Consider the following 19,769-nt stretch of genomic DNA (forward strand, 5'->3'; position numbering starts at 1 on the left):
AAATAGCTAAATAATTTGTAATAAAAATATTTTTTATTGCCTAAGGTGGAGTGTTTGACGCGCCATTGTACAATGCCTTTTTTTAAATATATTTGGGAGAGAAACATAAGGTTTTATTTATCATAGAATTGGCGTTGTGATTATGGATTTTATTAATATTTCAGTTAAGAAAGAAAAAATGGTAACAAATGAACTGAAACGAGGTATGAGCAAGCGCCAAGTTATTTTTTTAGCCCTTGGCTCTGCTATTGGAACAGGTCTTTTTTACGGGTCTGCACAAGCTATTAAGCTTGCTGGTCCAAGTGTTTTGATTGCTTATTGTATTGCTGGTTTAGCTATTTTTATGGTTATGCGAGCTCTCGGTGAAATGATGATTCATAATCCACTGTCCGGTTCTTTTGCTCGTTATGCTGCAAATTATATATCACCGTTAGCTGGTTTTTTAACGGGATGGACATATGTATTTGAGATGATTCTTGTTGGTTTAGCTGATATCACAGCTTTTGCGACTTATATGGGGTTTTGGTATCCTGATGTTGCACCTTGGATATGGGCACTCAGCATTACCCTGATCATTACAGGGATTAATTTAGCAGCAGTAGAGGTATATGGTGAACTGGAGTTCTGGCTATCTTCCATTAAAATTATTGCTATCATTGCGATGATCGTTTTAGGGATAGCAATAATTTTGTGTGGTTGGAATACAAGTACAAATTCTTCCACCGTTGGTATTCACAATTTGTGGGAAAATGGTGGTATTTTTCCCAATGGATGGTTTGGTTTTTTAGCTTGTTTTAGTGTTGTTGTTTTTGCTTTTGGTGGCATAGAAATTATAGGGATGGCAGTGATGGAAGTACAAAATCCTCTTCAAACCATTTCAAAGGCAATTAATTCTACTCCCGTTCGTATTTTACTATTTTATATCATGACGTTAGCTATTTTAATGTCACTTTATCCTTGGAAGGAAATTGGCCTTATGGACAGTCCTTTTGTTTCAATTTTTGAAAACCTTGGAATCTCATCCGCAGCAAACATTCTGAATATTGTTGTTGTTACTGCGGCTATTTCAGCGATGAATAGTGGAATGTATGGTGCTTGTCGCATGATACATGGGTTATCGCAGGAAGGTTATGCTTTAAAAGAGTTTCAGTATTTATCAAAAAACGGTATACCAATTCTTGTTATTCTACTGATCTTTATCATTTTTCTTCTTGGTGTTGTCCTTAATTATTTTTACCATGAAGGGTTATTTTTTCTCATTGCAGCAATGGCAACATTTGCAACGGTTTTTGTTTGGATGATGATTTTACTTTCGCAAATTTTTATGCGGCTGAAAATGTCTAAAGAAGTACAGTGTGGTTTGAAGTTTCCAATTCCATTTTGGCCCATAGGACCAATTTTTTCTATTTTGTTTATGGTTTTTATTTTTATTTTATTATGGTTTTTCGATGATACGCGGCCAGTTTTGATTATAGGTATTAGTTGGATTGTTTTGCTTGTTATTTGTTTTTATGCACTTAAACTTTATAATTTGAAAAAAGGCAGTGCTCATTAGAATATGAATAAGGGCTAAACTAAAAAGAATAGCTGATGATTTTCGAGAAAAAGACACGTGATAATCGCCTATCTGTGATTAAGGATAGTTTTCTAATCATCGTTTGGTGTTGGAGCTATGCTGATTTCCTTGCCAATAAATAACTGCTATTCAATCATATAGAGTAGAGACAGTAACAAAACTGGGTGAGGATTATTGATTGATACCGTCGTAAATAAAGTCGTCTAGATAGACATGGTGACAAGTGCAGGATTAGGCAGCTTTTACTATCTACAATGATGTATAAAGTTTTATTTCTCAATGAGTTCAAATATAAATATAATATATATAATTATAATTAATTATTAAGAATATAATAATAAAATTCTAAGAGTTGGCATTGATTGTAACAAATAAATCTCTTCATTCTTGCTTTTTCATGCATATGCAAACTTATTTCCTCGATATCATTTATTTAGGTTAAGGAGGAAAAGTACTTATAAGCTGTTTTAATGGAGAGCTTTGTATTGCTCTTCAATAGAATTTTTGCCCTACCGGATGAAGTTGCTGCTTATACGGTTTAGTGTGCTGACAATAGATAAAAACGAGCCACTTTATTTTACCGTATTTCCACAAACCAACTCTACTATATCAGAACTTATGGTTGGGGGATACCAGAGGATTTTAGAAAATAACTTCTTTGATCTAATAATCAATTCGGCACAAAAACCACAAAATCAGCAATATCGCTATGGCAATCCAAGGTTAGAACTTTATCCCTATAGTCGCTGTGGTTTTCCAGTGTAACACTGTGAATTCTTTCAAACAACAAAGCGTGCACGATATAGCAGGCAATACGAGTGTCAATTTTTATTCCCGCGCTTCTCATGTTGTGTCTATGGCAGATATGTTAGCTTATGTGAGTGGAGGAAAATAAACCACAGTTGGCTTTGATGGGCATAGATATGATTTTGTAAGCAGATTGATCGGCGGTAATGGCTTTACCTACGGGACAGCTCCTGCTGGGTAGTACTAACAATGTTGAAAGAGGCAGGGCATATGTTCACAGATCCCATAAGTGATATTTGCCTTAGAGATGGAGGTTATAAGTGCAGAATACTTTTATGGTTTATCTCATCAAGTACAAATCCCTTCAAGGAGGAAAAAATGAAATATACCTTAAAATTATTTAATCGGTTTTATTCTGTTAAGTATTTCTGGATGTAACATTGACAAACCTCCTCTAGGGTACCTGAGTATATGGGAGAAGCCAGGAGCAGATTTTATTGAGATAGGAAAAGCGCTATTAGAATGTGGCATGCCAACTCCTTATGATGTTGATCCAGAAAACAGAAAGCAGAGTATCAATGCAAAAACAACAATTCATGCTTGTATGATTCAATTAGGATTCCACTATAAAGATGATGGAGAAGGTGTGGGTGGTGTTATACTCTTAAAGAGGAAAACCTACCTATTTGTTGTCCGAGTGTTATCATTCCTCAGCTAAGTGTAGAAAAGCGCTCAAATAGCCCATTTTGTAAAAAGTATAAAAATGCACCTAAATGCAAGCCTTAAGTATTGTTGCTTGTGATGTAAACAATCCCCACATTCTTGTGTTTGCTTGAAATGGCGGGGTTGTTTCTTTAATCCACAATCCACCATTTCAATTCTAAACTATCTTGGAAAATGAGAATAGAAAATATTAATAGACTTACAAGCCTTTTGAGAGTAAAGGAATTCATTGAGAGAGGGAAAAATGAAGAAAATCTTGAAATTATTAAGCGCCATAGCTCTCTTAAGCACTGCTGGGTGTGTTAACCAACCACCTCCGTCGGCTTTGGCAGCGCCCAGGTGTCGATAAAGCTACAATCCAACAAGCCCTATCAAAATGTGGCTGGAAACCAGTTTATGCTTCTCCTGAAAATATGGATTCGCTTGTGAATGAGTTTGCGTCAATTTATGAATGCATGACCAAAGCAGGTTATCGGTACAAGTTGCAGGATTCAAAGGGGATTTATTTTGCACAAGCCCCACGAAGTAACTCATTTTTAGCCAATCTAATGATAGCAGGATATCAGCAGTTTATGGATAATAACACCTTTGGGGTGACCAATGCAACAAAACAAGAACGCGCTTTGCTAACGCATTTTGAGAATGAAAAAAGACGTCAGCAAACGAAAAAAGTTTTACAAAAACGACCATCATCGTCACGCGCAACCTTAAAGAAATAATTGGATGAAAAGTACTAAAAGAAAGCGTTAAAAAACAATGACTTTCTTAACCAAAACATAATGGATAAGGTTCATTCCTTCCAAATTGGCAATGATAGGATTGCCAGTCTAAAATGTATCGGGTATCTTTGTTAGTTATTATTGGCTAAAAATTACTCAATTATTACTATATATGCTTATTGTCAGCAAGATTGATTTTAGTGATAGATTTTTGTTGATGACTCTCTATTTCAGGAAGATGAGTGCCTTATCGTAGATGATCTTTTATCGTATAGTCTATTTAGAGGCAATATTCTCACCTTTGTATGAGGCAAGATGGCAACATTAAAAGGAAATATCTAGACGTTTCATTGTCTGCTACTAAAGCATTGATGGTAGAATGTAAAGGTCTTTTTTTGATCCACAAATTGAGCTTATTCATCAACATCTTCAGTTTTATAAGGCTTTTGATATTGATATGGGGGAAACTTTGTCAATGATAATGCGTTGCTGGTGGGCGTTTAACTAAGATATTTGCGGGATATGAAGAGGATCGTGTTCTTTCCTTTTATGGCAAAAATTTATCTTGTTAGTCGTTTTGGAGGAAAGTAATTTGTGCGTTTGAAAGACATTTTCCAGTTAGGTTCTTTTGGATCTTCTTTGAAAACTGGTTTGGGTTAAGTCGAAATTGTCTTCTAAAATTATACTTCACGGTGATTTAAACGATCAGCATAAGTTTACTAAAGCTGGTTTTTCTGGCACTCGCTTTTCTGGTGGATTGCATTATCGTTTTTAAAATTCATTTGGAAAGAATCTATTATTGTTGGGGAAAAGTTAGAAAGAGTGATAATTACTATCACATATAAAAGGCTTCTCTCAGATTCATTGTTTTGAAAAGCTTTTGCAATTATATCAATTTGCAGAGTAGATTTCTATATAAAAATAAATTCATTCAATAAGTTATATATTGTTTTTAAAAATGTTTATTAAAGTTCACTCCTTAATTTATGATTAAATTGTTTATTTTTATAAAATAGCCATTTAACTCATTTAGTAAAAGATTAATTGGTATTTTTCTTTTGATTTGAAGAATGTTCCTACATTAGAAATTTTTCTGATATTTCAAGGTATAGAGAGAAGACTGTATTAATATATTGCGTATAAAAATTGTTTTTCATCCAATGATTAAAAATAATTGTAGACTTTGATGTATTTAAGAAGCCGCGAATTATATTAACTTATCCAATACGCGTAAACACTTCTCCCACTTGCCAATGTCGTAAGACAGGTAATCAGAGGCTTAAAAAATGAGTATAAATATGACGCAAAAATTTTAGTATAAGCCGATTGACTAAATAAGCCCCTAAAGTTGCCCGAGAGAGCACTAAGAGCTGTGGCTAACAAACATGTAGCAATCATAATAACAACGTTAGCATAAAAACTTTCTGAGCATTGAAAGGGGAAGACGCCGTAGATAATCATCTGAAAATTAAAAGGATTAACCAGCGTGTGCGAGACAATAGCAATAAAACAGAGTTTGATGACAGTATGAATAATATATTTCTTGATGGTTTTTGTTAATCAAGAGAAGACTCTCAATGGTTTGAGTGAATAATTTATTTGATTTTATTAAGATAGAACAGTGATTAATGTATCATATTTTAATAATATTATTATTTGATAAAATATTAAATTATCAATTTTTCATAAGCGTAAACAGTATTTATACTTTTTCAACTCTACAAAGTGGATAATGAAAGCCTCATATCAGACAAGTGGTGCTATATGTAGATGATATTGAAAAATATTTGTATATTTTAGTTTTTAATTGTTATGGTGGGCATTATTGATGTGGATAGATTTTATTAATTTTATTGTAGAAATTTTGCATTCAATACTTATATTTATTACTATTATATTATTAATTAATTTGTACTATGAATCTAAAATCTACAGTCAAAAATAGAAAAAAGTTATTATTAATAGTAAATTTATTTTTTATATTGATGTCTATAACATTTTTTATAAAATTCTTTATTATTATAGTTTATCAGTTTAATTTATTTAATAATATTTTATATTTTTGTATTTTCTGCTGAAAAAGCAAATAAACCTTAACATCATCTCTTTTTCAATAAACAGAGATGACATTCTAATCTGATATTATAAAATAAATTGATAGCTATAGAGTTGATTCTATACTTTCTAGTGTTGTTACTGATGTTGCATTTAACAGTGCATTTCTATAATCTCAGCGTCTGAGATAACTAAATATCACAATATTAAACGCTCTAATTTAATATATAAAACTATGACTTTTCTTACTGCAAAACAATCTATATATATCAAAGTTATTTATAGTTTTCCTATGCGATATGCGTATGTGAGCTAATTTTCGTAACTGATATCTTTTCTACAATGAAAAGACGTACCGGCTGATTTAGACATTCATAAACGTTGTATAGCAATTCCAAAAATATGTAACACTACAATTTTACGTTGTTTATGGATTCTATTCTTATAAAATGCAGAAGCATAAAGATAAGCATTACAAATGGTTGCGAAGAATTGCTTTTATAGGGAGCTATTTAATTTCTTTACGGTTTACAATTTTTTTTATCATTTTATCTTAAATAAGAGGATGTGTATTAATTTCTATTTCTCTATTTGATTTATTTCTAAAAGAGTGGAGTTATAATGATGTCAAAAAAAGTTATGATCGTGGAAGATAACGAACTGAATATGAAGTTATTCCGTGATCTTGTAGAGGCGAGTGGCTATGAAACTGTTGAAACGCGTAATGGTTTGATGGCATTAGATTTGGCTCGTTCATCAATGCCTTCTCTTATCCTTGTGGATATTCAGTTGCCAGAGGTGTCAGGGATTGATGTCATTAAACAATTAAAAGAAGATGAAGAACTTAAATCTATCCCCGTTGTTGCCGTAACAGCCTTTGCTATGAAAGGGGATGAAGAGCGAATTCGTGCAAGTGGATGTGAAGAATATATGTCAAAACCTATTTCCGTTCCTCATTTTATTACAATGGTAAAGCACTTTTTAGACTGAAACTTTGTTAAATGATAGTAGAAAAAGCGAATGAGCAGCTGCTGCTATTCGCGAAAAAAGCCCCATCGAAAACGGGGCTCTATATGTCGCGCGAAAATTGAAATTAGCGCTTTGAAAATTGGAAAGAACGACGCGCTTTTGCTTTACCGTATTTTTTACGTTCAACAACGCGACTATCACGGGTGAGAAATCCACCTTTTTTCAAAATCGTGCGAAGTTCTGGCTCATAATAGGTTAAAGCTTTGGAAATGCCATGGCGTACTGCACCAGCTTGTCCGGAAAGACCGCCGCCTGCAACGGTTGCAACAATATCAAACTGAGTATCTCTGTTCGTTGCAACAATTGGCTGACGAAGAATCATTCTAAGAACAGGACGAGCAAAATATTTGTCGAATTCCTTATTGTTAATAATGATTTTTCCAGAGCCTGGTTTGATCCATACGCGAGCAACAGCATCTTTACGTTTTCCTGTTGCATAGGCACGTCCTTGTGAATCAATCTTTTGCACGTGGATAGGAGCGACATTTTCATGAGTTTCTGCAATATTTGTTACTGCACCAAGCTCAGAAAGAGAATTAATTTCAGCCATAATTAAGCAATCCTTTTGTTTTTGCGGTTTAGAGCACCAACGTCAAGAGCTTCAGGCTGTTGTGCCACATGCGGGTGTTGGATTCCAGCATAAACACGCAGATTCTTCAATTGGCGACGGCCAAGTGGTCCACGAGGAATCATACGTTCTACAGCCTTTTCAATAACGCGTTCAGGAAAACGTCCTTCAAGAATCTGACGCGCTGTACGTTCTTTGATTCCACCAATATAGCCGGTATGCCAATAATATTTTTTATCTGTATATTTTTTACCGGTAAGAGATATTTTATCTGCATTGATCACAATAACATTGTCACCATCATCGACATGTGGAGTAAATGTAGCTTTATGTTTGCCACGTAAGCGATTAGCAACGAATGTGGCAAGACGACCTAAAACAAGGTTTTCTGCGTCAATAATAACCCATTTTTTCACCACTTCAGTTGGCTTTTGTGAAAAAGTTGCCATAGAAGTATCCTTTAATTAAATCCCTTTAAAACTTAAGGGCATTTTTATTGCTTTGCGTTGAAGATTGATATCATAGCGAAATATTTAACGCGTACTACTTGCTCTGATATAATGTCTTTTGGTTTACGTCAAGAGAAAATAAAAACTTATAAAACAGTACTTTATGATTGAGGTACTATAATACTACGCATTGAGAGGTATTGATGCACTTTTTAAATGAGAATAGACGCTGAGAAAGAAAGTTTTATCTTTAAGTCCTGATTGTATTTTATTCATCTTCATTATAAAATAAGTAATAATGCAGCGGTCTCTTTATTTTCTCAATGTCAAATCTTCTGCTTGTGGTCAGGCTTGGTTAGATGCTCTTGATATTCAAGGGGCCAATAACGCTCGTGCGATTTCTCAAAAATTTGGTCTTCCAGATCAGTTGGCGCGGGTTCTTTCAGCAAGAGATGTTGATGAATCTGAAGCTGTTGCTTTTATCAATCCAACGTTGCGCACGTTAATGCCTGATCCAGAAAGTTTTAACGATATGCAATGTGCAGCAGAGCGTATTGTTAAAGCTATTTTGAATCAAGAGAAGGTTGCAGTTTTTGGTGACTATGACGTTGATGGTGCTTGTTCATCAGCACTGGTAGCGCGCTTTTTCCGTTATTTTGGTATGGAAGTAAAAATTTATATTCCTGATCGTATCGTTGAAGGATATGGCCCAAATGAACAAGCAATGAGAATGCTCGTGCAAGAAGGTGCCCATTTAATTATTACCGTTGATTGTGGTGCAAATAGTCCAGATGCAGTAAAAGCAGCAAGGCTTGCAGGCGCTGATGTTATAATTTTAGATCATCATCAAATGTCAGAGGTTCATCAAGAAGCTATTGCTCTTGTCAATCCTAATCGTCCTGATGATTTTTCTGGACAGGGGCATTTATGCGCTGCTGGCGTTGTCTTTGTTACATTAGCATGGGTTCATCATTTATTGCGGAAGAAAAAATTTAAAGGAAAGCTTCCTGACCTTCTAAGTATGCTCGATCTTGTTGCGTTGGCGACTATATGTGATGTCGTTCCATTACAAGGTGTTAATCGTGCTTTTGTAGTTAAAGGGCTTCAAGTTGCTCGTTCCATGCATAATCTTGGGATAGCAGCTTTAACAAAGGTTGCGCGTATAGGTGAGCCGCTTAATAGCTTTCATTTAGGTTTTTTATTAGGTCCTAGAATTAATGCAGGAGGTCGTATTGGAGATCAGGCTTTGGGAGCGCGTTTGCTCAGCTGTAATAATAAAGATGAGGCTGAGAGAATAGCAGAACAATTGAATCAGCTTAATCAAGAACGTCAAGAAATGGAGAACATTCAATTAGAGCAAGCAGAAACTTATATTGCTTCTCTTTATCAAGAGAGTGAAACACCACGGTCACTTGTCATTGCTCATCAAGAATGGCATCCGGGAATTATTGGTATTCTCGCATCTCGCTTAAAAGAGCGTTTTTTTTGTCCTGTTTTTGCAATTGCTTTGAAAGAAGATGGAAGTGGTGTGGGATCGGGACGCTCAATGAGCGGTATAGATTTAGGGGCACTTGTTCGTGAAGCTGTCACATTAAATTTATTAGAAAAGGGAGGGGGGCATAGTATGGCAGCAGGGATCACAATCCAATCGACAAAAATTGAAACTTTTAGAGAATGGCTAGAAGAAAAAGTCTCTTTAATGGTTTCGCAGTTGCGTGCTAAAAAGTCTCTCAATATAGATGGTTGTCTTTCTGCCTCTGGTGCTAATAAAGAGCTTTTTGAGATGATCGAAAAAGCAGGTCCATTTGGTTCAGGAAATAATACACCTGTTTTTGTTCTTCCTTCTCATCGGCTCGTTCATCTAAGTGAGGTTGGAAAAGGACATCTTCGCCTTGTTATTTCTAATATTGAAGGAAAAAAACTGCAAGGAATAGCTTTTCGTGCTGTAGGAACAGCGCTTGGTGATTTTCTTTTTGAAAATATTGGCGAAATAATCCATTTGGCTGGTAATCTTAGCTTGAATTATTGGAATGGAACGATTAATCCACAACTGCGTGTGATTGACGCAGCAGCGGTAGTTTAAGAGAGAGTTTTTTTGAAAATTAGATGTCTAGATGAGAAGCAAAAGTAGAATTTTCTTGTATAAAACGAAACCGCGCTTCTGGTTTTGTTCCCATGAGACTCTCTACTGTATTTTTAGTTTCTTGCATTTCCATTGTATCAATAGAAATACGTAGCAGTGTACGTTTTTGAGGATGCATAGTCGTTTCTTTAAGCTGTTCAGCGCGCATTTCACCAAGTCCTTTGAAACGACCAATTTCGATTTTAGCTTTTCCAGTAAATTCGGTCTTTAGTAATTCATCCTTATGGGTATCATCACGTGCATAAGCGACTTTTCCTCCTTGTGATATTCTGTAAAGAGGAGGCACTGCAAGGTACAAATGTCCTTGACGAATAAGATCGGGCATCTCTTGAAAAAAGAAAGTAATGAGAAGAGAGGCAATATGAGCACCATCAACATCCGCATCGGTCATAATGATAATACGTTCATATCTGAGATCTTTTTCGCGATACTTAGTGCGCGTTCCACATCCAAGAGCAAGTATAAGATCGCCAATTGTTTGGCTTGAGTTCATTTTCTCGTGTGCGGCACTGGCTACATTTAGGATTTTTCCACGAAGAGGTAAAATTGCTTGATTTGCTCTGTCTCGCGCTTGTTTAGCGGAACCACCAGCAGAATCACCTTCAACAATGAATAATTCAGCTCCAGCGGCAGAGTTTTGGCTGCAATCTGCAAGTTTACCGGGAAGACGTAATTTACGTACAGCAGTTTTCCGACTTATTTCTCTGTCTTGACGCCGTCTAACACGTTCTTCAGCACGTTCAACAACCCAATCGAGAAGTTTTGTGGATTCTTGTGGAGAATTTGTCAGCCAATGATCGAAAGGATCACGTATAGCATTTTCAACGATACGTTGTGCTTCGATTGTTGCTAATCGATCTTTGGTTTGTCCAACAAATTCAGGATTTCTGATGAAGACTGAAAGTATTGCAGCCGTTGAAATCATAACATCATCGGATGTAATGATAGAAGCACGTTTGTTGCCTATTAACTCAGCGTAAGATTTCAATCCGCGCAAAAGAGCTTGGCGCAATCCCATTTCGTGTGTTCCCCCTTCTCCGGTGGGGATAGTATTGCAGTAAGATTGCACGCAGGCATCGCCACCATGCCAAGCAATAGCCCATTCAACGGAGCCATGGCCATTACATTGTTTTGTTTTGCCAGAAAAAATTTCCGACGTTACTCGATATTCATCTTTCAGAGATGAGAGTAAATAGTCTTTAAGGCCATCAGGGAAGTGAAAAACAGCTTTTTCAGGAATATTTTTTGTTTCTTCGAGTATGATAGGGTCACAATTCCAGCGAATTTTTACGCCGCCAAAAAGATAAGCCTTGGAGCGTGCCATCTTATAAATTTTTTCTGGATCAAAAGCTGCTTTTTCACCAAAAATTTTACTATCAGGATGAAAACGAACGCGTGTGCCACGACGATTATAAACATCACCCAAATCTTCCAATTCAGATTGAGGAATACCGCGTGAAAAGCGTTGTCGATAAAGTTTTCGTTCTCGTGCTACTTCGACTTCCATATCATCGCAAAGAGCATTAACAACAGAAATTCCTACTCCATGAAGCCCTCCAGCAGTTTGATAAGCTTTTCCATCAAATTTTCCACCTGAATGGAGTTGTGTCATAATGACTTCAAGAGTAGATTTATCAGGCATTTGAGGATGGTTTTCGACAGGAATGCCACGTCCATTATCTGTAACCGTTAAATAGCCGTTTCTATCTAGCGATACATCAATTAAATCTGCATAACCAGCGACAGCTTCATCCATGGCGTTATCAATAATTTCGGCAAATAAATGATGAAGTGCTTTACTATCTGTTCCACCAATATACATTCCAGGACGTAAACGCACAGGCTCTAAACCCTCAAGCACTCGAATAGAGAGAGCATTATAGCTATCTTCTTGCGTATCTTTCGTATTTTTTTTCGAAGCCATTGCTTCTGGTTTCATAGGGAATTGTAAATTTTTTTCTTTTGTATTTACCCGAGACTGTGCATTATTTAAAATACTAAAAAGATCTTTGCTGTTATCGCTCATAGCGTTTGATTATCCACCTCACAAAATAAAACCTTCAGAAAATAAATTTATGCCTGTTTTTTATTTAAAAATCAATGCACTTAGGAAACATCAATTGTTGGACCAAAAATTTGTTCAAATGTTTGTTTGAGAACAATATCAATATCATGCATTTTTATAGGGAATCCTAAATCAAAAAAGCTGGTTACACCGTAATTTGTGATTCCGCAGGGGACAATCCCTGAATAGTGCGCTAAATTTGGATTAACATTGATAGAAACACCATGAAAGCTTACCCATTTGCGTACACGAATGCCAATAGCCGCGATTTTATCTTCGCAAGAGAAGTCGCTTCGTGTAGAAGAGCAATCGGAACGTTTAACCCAAACACCAACGCGATCTTCGCGGCGTTCACCTTTAATATTGAATTTTGCAAGCATTTGTATGATCCATTCTTCTAAAGCACTAATAAAAGCACGGATGTCTTGTTTTCGGCGTTTAAGATCAAGCATAATATAAGCAATACGTTGACCTGGACCATGATATGTAAATTCACCACCGCGGCCTGCTTCATAAACAGGAAACAAATGAGGTGCTAAAAGATCTTTTTTGTTTGCACTTGTACCAGCTGTATAAAGGGAAGGATGCTCAAGAAGCCAAACTTGTTCATGCGCATTTTTTGCAAGAATGTTTTCTACACGCTCTTGCATATAACGCAGTGCTTCAGGATATTCGACCAAGTTATTACTTATTTTCCATTCAACTGGTGGATTCCGGAGGACTGTTTTAAACTGATGTGGTAAATGATTACGATCAGTATGTTTTAATTCAAATGGCATGAGCAATATTTATATTGGTATTTGAGTTCGCGTTACAATCAGTAAATAGAGTTACAGGGTAAGAAGGGTAAGATATGAAATTGTTTATTAAAATTAAGATAACACAATAATGAATTTTATTTTGGGAAAATTCGCTATGCTTAAAAATATGCACTCCTTTTACCACCTTCCTGTTGCACCGCCACCACCTGATGATCCACCACCACCTCTAAATCCTCCGCCTCCTGAATGGCTACCATAGATTCCACCAGAGCGTCTGCCCGCAGCATTTAAATTTAAAAACCAAGGTGTGAAGATTATACCCATCCAGAGATATTTTTGTGGACCTACTTTTTTACCAAAAATCATTGCAAAAATGGGTAAACCAACCATTATAAAAAGGATTAAAAACATAATTGTATTGATTATCATTTCTTCTTGTTCGGCTTGTTTACGTTTTTCTTCAATAGCCCTAGCTTTCTCCTTGATTCGAAAAGAAAAATCAGAATCATTTTCTGTAATAACTTTTATAATTGCATGAACGGCTTCGACAATTCCTTTTTGATAATTTCCTTCACGGAAATTGGGAAGAACGAAGTTATTAATGATGACTGAGGACATAGCGTCTGTTAGTTCTCCTTCCAAACCATAACCCACTTCAATACGTACTTCGCGTTCATTTGGTGCAATGACGAGTAACACACCATTATTGATCTGTTTTTGACCTAATCCCCATGTACGAAAAAGAGAATTGCTATATGCCTCTATACTGTTTCCTGAAAGGGTGGGGAGAGTTACAATAACAATTTGATCTCCTGTTTGCTCTTCGAGTACAGCCAGTTTTTCTGTTAAATTCTTTTTTGTTGCATTATCAAGCAAATGAGCTACATCGTTGATATAGCCAGTTAAGGGAGGAAACTTAGTCTGCGAGTAAGCAACACTTCCCAATGCAATGACCAAATATAGAGCGCTCAAAAAAGCCCATAAGCATGGAAAAACACTACGTTGCATAGAATGTCGAAACGGTTTCATTAATTAAAATTGACCTTCGGTGTTTGTTGGCTATTGGTATCAATCGTAAATGTTGGCATAGGCTTAGCATCACGAAACCATAATTTTGCCCAAATCATGGTTGGCATTGTTTTGAGAGCTGTATTGTAGGCGCGTACTGTTTCGATATAATCACGGCGCGCAACAGAAATACGGTTTTCAGTTCCTTCTAATTGTGATTGAAGAGCAAGAAAGTTCTGATTTGCTTTAAGATCAGGATAGTTTTCGACAACAGCCATAAGACGTGAAAGTGCGCTTGATAAATTTGCTTGATTGTTGAGATATTGCTTCATTATTTCTGGGTTACTCAACATATCTGCATTGATATTTACTTGCGTTGCTTTAGCACGTGCTTCAATAACATTCGTGAAAACAGTTTGTTCATGGGCAGCATAGGCCTTGACAGTTTCCACGAGATTAGGAATGAGATCTGCACGACGTTGATATTGGTTTAGCACTTCACTCCATGCGGCATGTGCTTTTTCTTCATTTGTTGGGATCGTATTAAATCCGCAGCCAGTTAAAAATGGTATTAAAAATATCAAAAAAATAGCACTTGAAAATTGCCTTAATATTTTAACCAGAGAAGAAGTGAGCGTAATTGAAACAGTTCGTACATTTAACATAAAGATATCTCCAAAGTTATTTAAATGTACTATATAGGATTTATCTTTTCTGTGAAAAGTATTTTTAATTTTATAAAAAGACATTTTATAAAATATATTAATATCTATATGGATTTTAAGTTTATTATCTTTAAGTTATTAAATTAATATTAAAATATTAATAACGATATCATACAAAATTATAAATACTAATATTAACTATTATTGCTACAGATTATACTTTGTCAACTTTTTGAGTTAGATATTACTTAGTTTCTGGTAGGGAAGGTGGATATAAAGCCTATGGTATTATAGCACCTCTTTAAAATTTTAGTTATGAAATTATTATGCTATATAAAGATTCTTGAAAGTCCCCTTCATAAAGTTTGGGGAGAAAAATGGTAAAAGAATTATACTACGGCATTTGTTAGTCACCTGCGGGGAAAAAATAGCATCCGCAAAGCGAAGTCTCAAACTTCATTTTAATTTATTAAAGTTCAAAAGTACATGAGATCAACTCATGTTCAACTATACAGAAAAAACGAGTAATAATTGGTGATAATATATGTTCTAGTGGAAGACAGAATATCGATATTAAGAATGATAGACAGACAAGATATAGGAAGATTTTTCTGTTAATCGTACAACTTATTATTGAAAGAGGAAATTATCCAAAGAAAATAAAAAAAGAAAACAAAGATAAAACTGTTCCTGTCGCTATATTAATTAAGCCTTTTACACGTTTCTTTTTTAAAGTGGTGCTGGCAAATGATATAAAAATAGTCATTAAAGTAAACCATGCAAATATGTTGAAGGAATGTATGGTTACAAGTTCAAAGCCTTTTTTAATGCCACCGCCAGAAGACAAAAATTTTGGGAAGGCTGCTATATAAAATATTGACACTTTGGGGTTTAGTATTTGTGTCAGAAAACCGTCCATATAGCTGGTGAAAAACTTTGTTTTACCTACAGAATGTTTTTCATTCTTTGATATTTTTTCTTTTGAATTTAAGCTGTTTATTCCAAATTTAATCGATTTAAAGCCCATGTATAATAAATAGCTGCCACCCATGAGTTTTACTAAAAAAAACAGCGTTTTGTTGTTGAGAATGAGTGCTGATACACCTAATATGGAAAATGCCCCATGCACATATGTTGCTGTACATAGCCCTAAAACGTTCGCAAATGCGTTCTTTTTTCCCAGTCTTGTTGCCTTATCGATGATAAGGGCCATATTCGGCCCAGGTGAGATGACTAAAAAAAATGAAACTATAAAAAAGGTGAGTATTTGGTGATTCATTTTACTTCTAATTCTGAAACTAATTTATCTTCGAGATATAATTCTATTTTATCAAACTTAGAAAGTTTCCCTACTCCCTGTGGAGTGCCTGTATATATGATATCATCACGTCTTAGCTGAATGTAGTGACTTAAGAATGATATTATTTTCTCAAAGCTAAAGATCATATTTTTCGTATTACCAAGTTGCCTCGTTTTGCCATTCAACTTCATTGTAAAGCTTATTGGGTTGTTTATTTTTTCCTTGTTTATGAAGTCAGAGACGTATGCCGCTCCTTTAAATCCTTTAGATAAAAGCCAGGGCAGCTTTTTTTCTTTCAGTTTTGTTTGCAAATCCCGCGCTGTGAGATCAAGACCTATTGCTATGGCATCATAGCATTCTTTTGCTTCCGCCTCCGTGACCATGAAAGCGTCCTTTGAGATTTTGAGCACAATTTCAGTTTCAAAATGGATTTCTTTGGAAAAACTAGGGAGATAAATTTCATTTCCTAAAACGAGTGAACTATTCGGTTTGCTAAAGATAACCGGTTCATCTTCAACAACATTGCCTAGTTCATGAACATGTTCAACATAATTGCGTCCAACACAGTAAATGTCATTTATCATAGGAAACCACCAAATTTTTCATTTTCTTTTTGTATAGGCAAGATATCACTGTGGAAACAATATCTTTTCTCATATCGATATGTGAGCTTTCTGAAAAATATGCATTGTGTGGGTTAATAACCAACCTTGACGACAACCAGTTAGCATTGTCTCGCCAAGCTTTAATAAGAGGGTGACTCCTTGGTGGCTCCATAGGGAGAACATCAAGGAGGACGTGAAACTCAGGATTCTCCCTTAGATGCTTTTCTAAACAATCAAAATCACTCAGGATTTTACCCCTTGCTGTGTTCACTAAGATACCGTTTTTCTTCATCTTTTTGAGGAATGCTGAATTAATCATTCCCGTTGTTTTTTTTGTAAGAGGGCAGTGTAATGATACCACATCAGATTCTTCCAGAAGATAATCAATATCTTCGAGAAGTTTGAAGTTGAGTGATTTAGCAAGACCTTCATCAATGTATGGATCATAGACAATTACCTTGCATCCAAAAGGACTTAACCGTTCTAGTGTTGCTTTTCCTATTTTACCTAGCCCAATCAATCCAATGGTTTTATGTTTTAAACGGAATGTTTTAAAATTGTTTTCTTGCCATGTTTTATCATATTTTTTTGCTAAATCATTATGTCTAGAGACTTGCCTGCAACCCTCCAAAATCATGGTTAAGGCAGTGTCAGCCACTTCATCTATACAATAAGAAGGGTTATTAGCAAATTCAACGCCATGCCTTCTAAGTGCTTTATAATCTACTTGGTCATAACCGATACCAAAGCGTACAGCTATTTTACATTTACGCAATTTCTTGGCTGTTTTCTCTGTTATTTTTGCATGCCAGATCAAGAGAGCATCAATATCTTCCAGAATTTCAGTAGGAAAGTCTTCTTCATTTAAAGTATTGAAAAAATAAAACTCAGCACCCAAGTCAGTCAGTGGTTTTTCAAATTCACTTATTTCAGTTATTCTATCGGTTATCGCAATTTTCATTGGATTCTTTCTCTATAATCGATAACCATTAAATCCCTGAAACCTTTTTCATCATTTATTGACGAAATTGCAGAGGCTGAATGGTACATTTCCATATCATCCAGCAGTATGCTCTCTAAGTTTCCTTTCAAAACGATCTCTTTTATTTTTTTTCTGTTTTCATCATAGATATAGGATGTGCCACCTCTGATATTGTGTCTGCCAATCATGTGCATACTGATGAATGTATGACCATCTTTATGAATGCCTTCAGGTGTAGGATTTCCTTGTATTCCTTTTTTTGATTCAATGCGGAATTGATGTACAAAAACATCCTACACTTTGCTTTCTTTATTTTTATATATCAAAAAAGCATTGAGCGTGTTTTTAATGATTTTGTGCAATATAATATTTGATGATATTGCGTCTGATATTTTTGATAATTTTCTTTCAATCCCACCTGCATAATTGTTTATTTCAGAGCTCTGAAAAAAACAATTATCTTCTACAAAATCTATTGTTTTGTTGGCTATATCGACTATAAATTTTCCAAAGCATCTTCTCCTGTAGGAGTCACCTTTTTTCATGTAAGGATCAATTGGTAAATAGTCCCAGCTTCTCTTCAGTTGGGCTAAGTCAGTTATTTCATGAGCTCTGATATTGATTTTTTCAGGAGAAATATGGGCAAATTTATTTTGTCTTAATTCCTCAACAATCTTATCTATGTTTGAAACACACAATCCCCCCCTTCGCGATATTAACTAATTTTGATTCTAACTTTTAACATATAACATATGTTTTTTTTAATATATTCTGATATGTTACTCTTGGTATCAAGAGTAACCTGTATATTATTTAAGTAAAGCTACTTTTGATGCTTATGTAATAAAAATTAAGCAAGTCGATATTTCTTTTCCGTGATTTAAGGTTTTTATGTGAGGTACAGGGATCTTGGCTATGTGAAGAGATTGTAAGTAAAGATGGTGTGTTGTTGCAAACTGATAAACTTCAGTTATAAAAACTTTTAGTTTACAACAAAAATAGTGCGAGATTGTCGCACAATTATAAAGCCATTAATTTAACCAAAGATTTGTATATTTATCTCATCAGTGATTTATATTCATAAATCCTTTTCTTATGTGGTGAAACAGATAGTTTTTTATCACCTATTACGGTGGAGTTATTATCAAACCTTTCAAAAATAGTTTGATCTTTCTTGTTAATGATTTCATTTTCAGCTCCCGGATTTGATTTTAAATACTTATTAAGACGATTTACACTTTGTGTATGTTTGTAAAAAGTAACTGGAAGATACTTATCTAACTTATCATAAGATAAAAAAGGAGTATCTGGTTCATATAAGACACCGTCAATATTATCTTTATGTATTTTTTCTAATTTATCAGATTCGAGATAAAGCTTTTTAGCTAGAGCCAAACTAAAAATTCCACATTCGTAGGAGCTTCGTTGAATGTCCATTTCTACTATAGAAAAATAACAATGAGGTAATCGATATTTCTCAAAAGCTGTTTTTGCCATGACTGCAAACATTCCCAGTGCTGTATGGTTGAGTGTTGCAGATTCAAAAAGTATCAAAGATGCCTTGTTGTTAATAACTTTATGATCGATTACTGCAAAATGGATTCCTCCGTCATTCCTTATGTTAGCTATAAATCTAGAAGATTGAATTCCATCATTGATCGCATTTTTTATTGATATGGCAAGATCCTTCGGTGTAGCAGAAAATTTAAGTTTCATCGGTGGATACTTTCTATTTGCCTGCTCTACTAGGGCAGGCATCATTCTGAGATCTGTTCTTGCATCATTAACGTAGATCCAACTACCATCAGTGATATCACTCTCTAAACGTGCAATAATACTCTCCAATGTCTCTCCCTCTGGTGTAGCATTATCTTCCTTTTTAAATGAACCACGGATTTTGTTTAGTAAATCTACTAGTTTCGGCATATATCAATTTCCATGTTTATAATTGTCACGGGAAGCTAATTTCATATTGTGATTAAAAAATGTTTTACTTAATTTCTTCTTTGTCCTCTAGGACGAGGAGATGAAATAGTTTTTTTAAAACTAAGCTGCTTTTGTGATAGGATCTTTCAAGATTAGCTTATAAAATTTTGAGAAAATAAGACTTCATCTTGGAAGTTTTAAAACTTAAAGTTTTCTGATTTTACCAATCGCGCCACCGGTGCGGCAACCATGTTTAAGTTGACAGCACGGGAAACCGCGGCTTTTGGTACGGCAATGATTTCTGCTGGGATTGTTCCTGAGAGTGCAGCGCGTGGTTTTAATGCGATGAGTGCGCGCATTCAGGCAGGGGGTAAACATATTGAAGATGCTTTTGCCAATATCGGGCTTTCCCGCGAAAAATTTATGCAAGATCTGGACAAAGATGCCA

At 35.1% G+C, this 19,769-nt stretch carries 14 protein-coding genes and 4 pseudogenes; 7 read left to right on the forward strand and 11 right to left on the reverse strand.

The features are described 5' to 3' along the window. Positions 1 to 178: 178 nt before the first annotated feature. From J7R13_RS07385 to J7R13_RS07405, 5 genes and pseudogenes are all read left to right on the forward strand, one after another. Positions 179 to 1,555, forward strand: a complete 1,377-nt coding sequence (locus J7R13_RS07385) for an amino acid permease (RefSeq protein WP_208438134.1) — start codon at positions 179 to 181, stop codon at positions 1,553 to 1,555. A 564-nt stretch (positions 1,556 to 2,119) separates the two neighbouring features. Beyond that, positions 2,120 to 2,341, forward strand: a complete 222-nt coding sequence (locus tag J7R13_RS09685; protein WP_246786313.1) for a hypothetical protein — start codon at positions 2,120 to 2,122, stop codon at positions 2,339 to 2,341. Positions 2,342 to 2,701: 360 nt separating this feature from the next. Beyond that, positions 2,702 to 3,109 (forward strand): annotated as a pseudogene (locus J7R13_RS07395) (hypothetical protein). A 181-nt stretch (positions 3,110 to 3,290) separates the two neighbouring features. Continuing rightward, positions 3,291 to 3,765, forward strand: a pseudogene (locus J7R13_RS07400) (hypothetical protein). A 2,679-nt stretch (positions 3,766 to 6,444) separates the two neighbouring features. Beyond that, positions 6,445 to 6,810 (forward strand): response regulator, encoded by a 366-nt coding sequence (locus tag J7R13_RS07405; RefSeq protein ID WP_006589570.1) that lies wholly within the window; start codon positions 6,445 to 6,447, stop codon positions 6,808 to 6,810. A gap of 103 nt (positions 6,811 to 6,913) precedes the next feature. On the opposite strand, the gene rpsI is transcribed toward J7R13_RS07405, so the two are convergent. Continuing rightward, positions 6,914 to 7,399: a 30S ribosomal protein S9 gene (rpsI, locus tag J7R13_RS07410; protein WP_208438120.1), complete on the reverse strand. Its 486-nt coding sequence runs from the start codon at positions 7,397 to 7,399 to the stop codon at positions 6,914 to 6,916. Positions 7,400 to 7,401: 2 nt separating this feature from the next. Then, on the reverse strand, positions 7,402 to 7,866 hold the full coding sequence (gene rplM / locus J7R13_RS07415) for a 50S ribosomal protein L13 (protein WP_208438121.1): 465 nt from the start codon (positions 7,864 to 7,866) through the stop codon (positions 7,402 to 7,404). Positions 7,867 to 8,164: 298 nt separating this feature from the next. Here rplM and recJ point away from each other — a divergent pair, with 298 nt between their 5' ends. Then, on the forward strand, positions 8,165 to 9,949 hold the full coding sequence (recJ, locus tag J7R13_RS07420; protein WP_208438122.1) for a single-stranded-DNA-specific exonuclease RecJ: 1,785 nt from the start codon (positions 8,165 to 8,167) through the stop codon (positions 9,947 to 9,949). 19 nt (positions 9,950 to 9,968) lie between these two features. Here the strand turns inward: recJ and parE are convergent, their stop codons facing one another. The 9 genes and pseudogenes from parE to J7R13_RS07470 form a co-directional block, all read right to left on the reverse strand. Then, on the reverse strand, positions 9,969 to 12,035 hold the full coding sequence (gene parE / locus J7R13_RS07425; RefSeq protein WP_208438123.1) for a DNA topoisomerase IV subunit B: 2,067 nt from the start codon (positions 12,033 to 12,035) through the stop codon (positions 9,969 to 9,971). Between the two features lie 80 nt (positions 12,036 to 12,115). Beyond that, on the reverse strand, positions 12,116 to 12,853 hold the full coding sequence (gene lipB, locus J7R13_RS07430) for a lipoyl(octanoyl) transferase LipB (protein ID WP_208438124.1): 738 nt from the start codon (positions 12,851 to 12,853) through the stop codon (positions 12,116 to 12,118). Between the two features lie 159 nt (positions 12,854 to 13,012). Continuing rightward, entirely contained in the window at positions 13,013 to 13,864 is an 852-nt protein-coding gene (locus J7R13_RS07435) for a TPM domain-containing protein (protein ID WP_208438125.1), read from the reverse strand. After that, a complete protein-coding gene (locus J7R13_RS07440; RefSeq protein ID WP_208438126.1) occupies positions 13,864 to 14,508 on the reverse strand; it encodes a LemA family protein in 645 nt (214 codons plus the stop codon). Before J7R13_RS07440 ends, J7R13_RS07435 begins: the two co-directional genes overlap by 1 nt. 646 nt (positions 14,509 to 15,154) lie before the next feature. Continuing rightward, positions 15,155 to 15,787 (reverse strand): LysE family translocator, encoded by a 633-nt coding sequence (locus tag J7R13_RS07445; RefSeq protein WP_208438127.1) that lies wholly within the window; start codon positions 15,785 to 15,787, stop codon positions 15,155 to 15,157. Then, complete coding sequence (locus J7R13_RS07450; RefSeq protein WP_208438128.1) at positions 15,784 to 16,392, reverse strand: fumarylacetoacetate hydrolase family protein; 609 nt, start codon at positions 16,390 to 16,392, stop codon at positions 15,784 to 15,786. Before J7R13_RS07450 ends, J7R13_RS07445 begins: the two co-directional genes overlap by 4 nt. Next, positions 16,382 to 17,374, reverse strand: coding sequence for a C-terminal binding protein (locus J7R13_RS07455; RefSeq protein ID WP_208438129.1), 993 nt, complete (start codon positions 17,372 to 17,374; stop codon positions 16,382 to 16,384). The genes J7R13_RS07450 and J7R13_RS07455 overlap by 11 nt, the downstream gene beginning before the upstream one ends. Then, a pseudogene (locus tag J7R13_RS09695) lies at positions 17,371 to 18,093 on the reverse strand (2OG-Fe dioxygenase family protein). Before J7R13_RS09695 ends, J7R13_RS07455 begins: the two are co-directional and overlap by 4 nt. 358 nt (positions 18,094 to 18,451) lie before the next feature. Beyond that, positions 18,452 to 19,321: a YopJ/AvrA family T3SS effector serine/threonine acetyltransferase gene (locus J7R13_RS07470; RefSeq protein ID WP_208438131.1), complete on the reverse strand. Its 870-nt coding sequence runs from the start codon at positions 19,319 to 19,321 to the stop codon at positions 18,452 to 18,454. Positions 19,322 to 19,534: 213 nt separating this feature from the next. Between J7R13_RS07470 and J7R13_RS07475 the strand changes: the two are divergent. Further along, positions 19,535 to 19,769, forward strand: a pseudogene (locus J7R13_RS07475) (phage tail tape measure protein); the annotation flags it as partial.

Source organism: Bartonella taylorii 8TBB (assembly GCF_902825155.1).
GTDB classification, from domain to species: domain Bacteria; phylum Pseudomonadota; class Alphaproteobacteria; order Rhizobiales; family Rhizobiaceae; genus Bartonella; species Bartonella taylorii_A.

Coding starts and splice junctions, on each gene's coding strand:
- J7R13_RS07470 (WP_208438131.1), bottom strand. CDS start 19,321: ATGCCGAAACTAGTAGATTTACTAAACAAAATCCGTGGTTCATTTAAA.
- J7R13_RS07405 (WP_006589570.1), top strand. CDS start 6,445: ATGTCAAAAAAAGTTATGATCGTGGAAGATAACGAACTGAATATGAAG.
- J7R13_RS07385 (WP_208438134.1), top strand. CDS start 179: ATGGTAACAAATGAACTGAAACGAGGTATGAGCAAGCGCCAAGTTATT.
- J7R13_RS07440 (WP_208438126.1), bottom strand. CDS start 14,508: ATGTTAAATGTACGAACTGTTTCAATTACGCTCACTTCTTCTCTGGTT.
- rplM (WP_208438121.1), bottom strand. CDS start 7,866: ATGGCAACTTTTTCACAAAAGCCAACTGAAGTGGTGAAAAAATGGGTT.
- J7R13_RS07445 (WP_208438127.1), bottom strand. CDS start 15,787: ATGAATCACCAAATACTCACCTTTTTTATAGTTTCATTTTTTTTAGTC.
- parE (WP_208438123.1), bottom strand. CDS start 12,035: ATGAGCGATAACAGCAAAGATCTTTTTAGTATTTTAAATAATGCACAG.
- lipB (WP_208438124.1), bottom strand. CDS start 12,853: ATGCCATTTGAATTAAAACATACTGATCGTAATCATTTACCACATCAG.
- J7R13_RS07435 (WP_208438125.1), bottom strand. CDS start 13,864: ATGAAACCGTTTCGACATTCTATGCAACGTAGTGTTTTTCCATGCTTA.
- J7R13_RS07455 (WP_208438129.1), bottom strand. CDS start 17,374: ATGAAAATTGCGATAACCGATAGAATAACTGAAATAAGTGAATTTGAA.
- recJ (WP_208438122.1), top strand. CDS start 8,165: ATGCAGCGGTCTCTTTATTTTCTCAATGTCAAATCTTCTGCTTGTGGT.
- J7R13_RS07450 (WP_208438128.1), bottom strand. CDS start 16,392: ATGATAAATGACATTTACTGTGTTGGACGCAATTATGTTGAACATGTT.
- rpsI (WP_208438120.1), bottom strand. CDS start 7,399: ATGGCTGAAATTAATTCTCTTTCTGAGCTTGGTGCAGTAACAAATATT.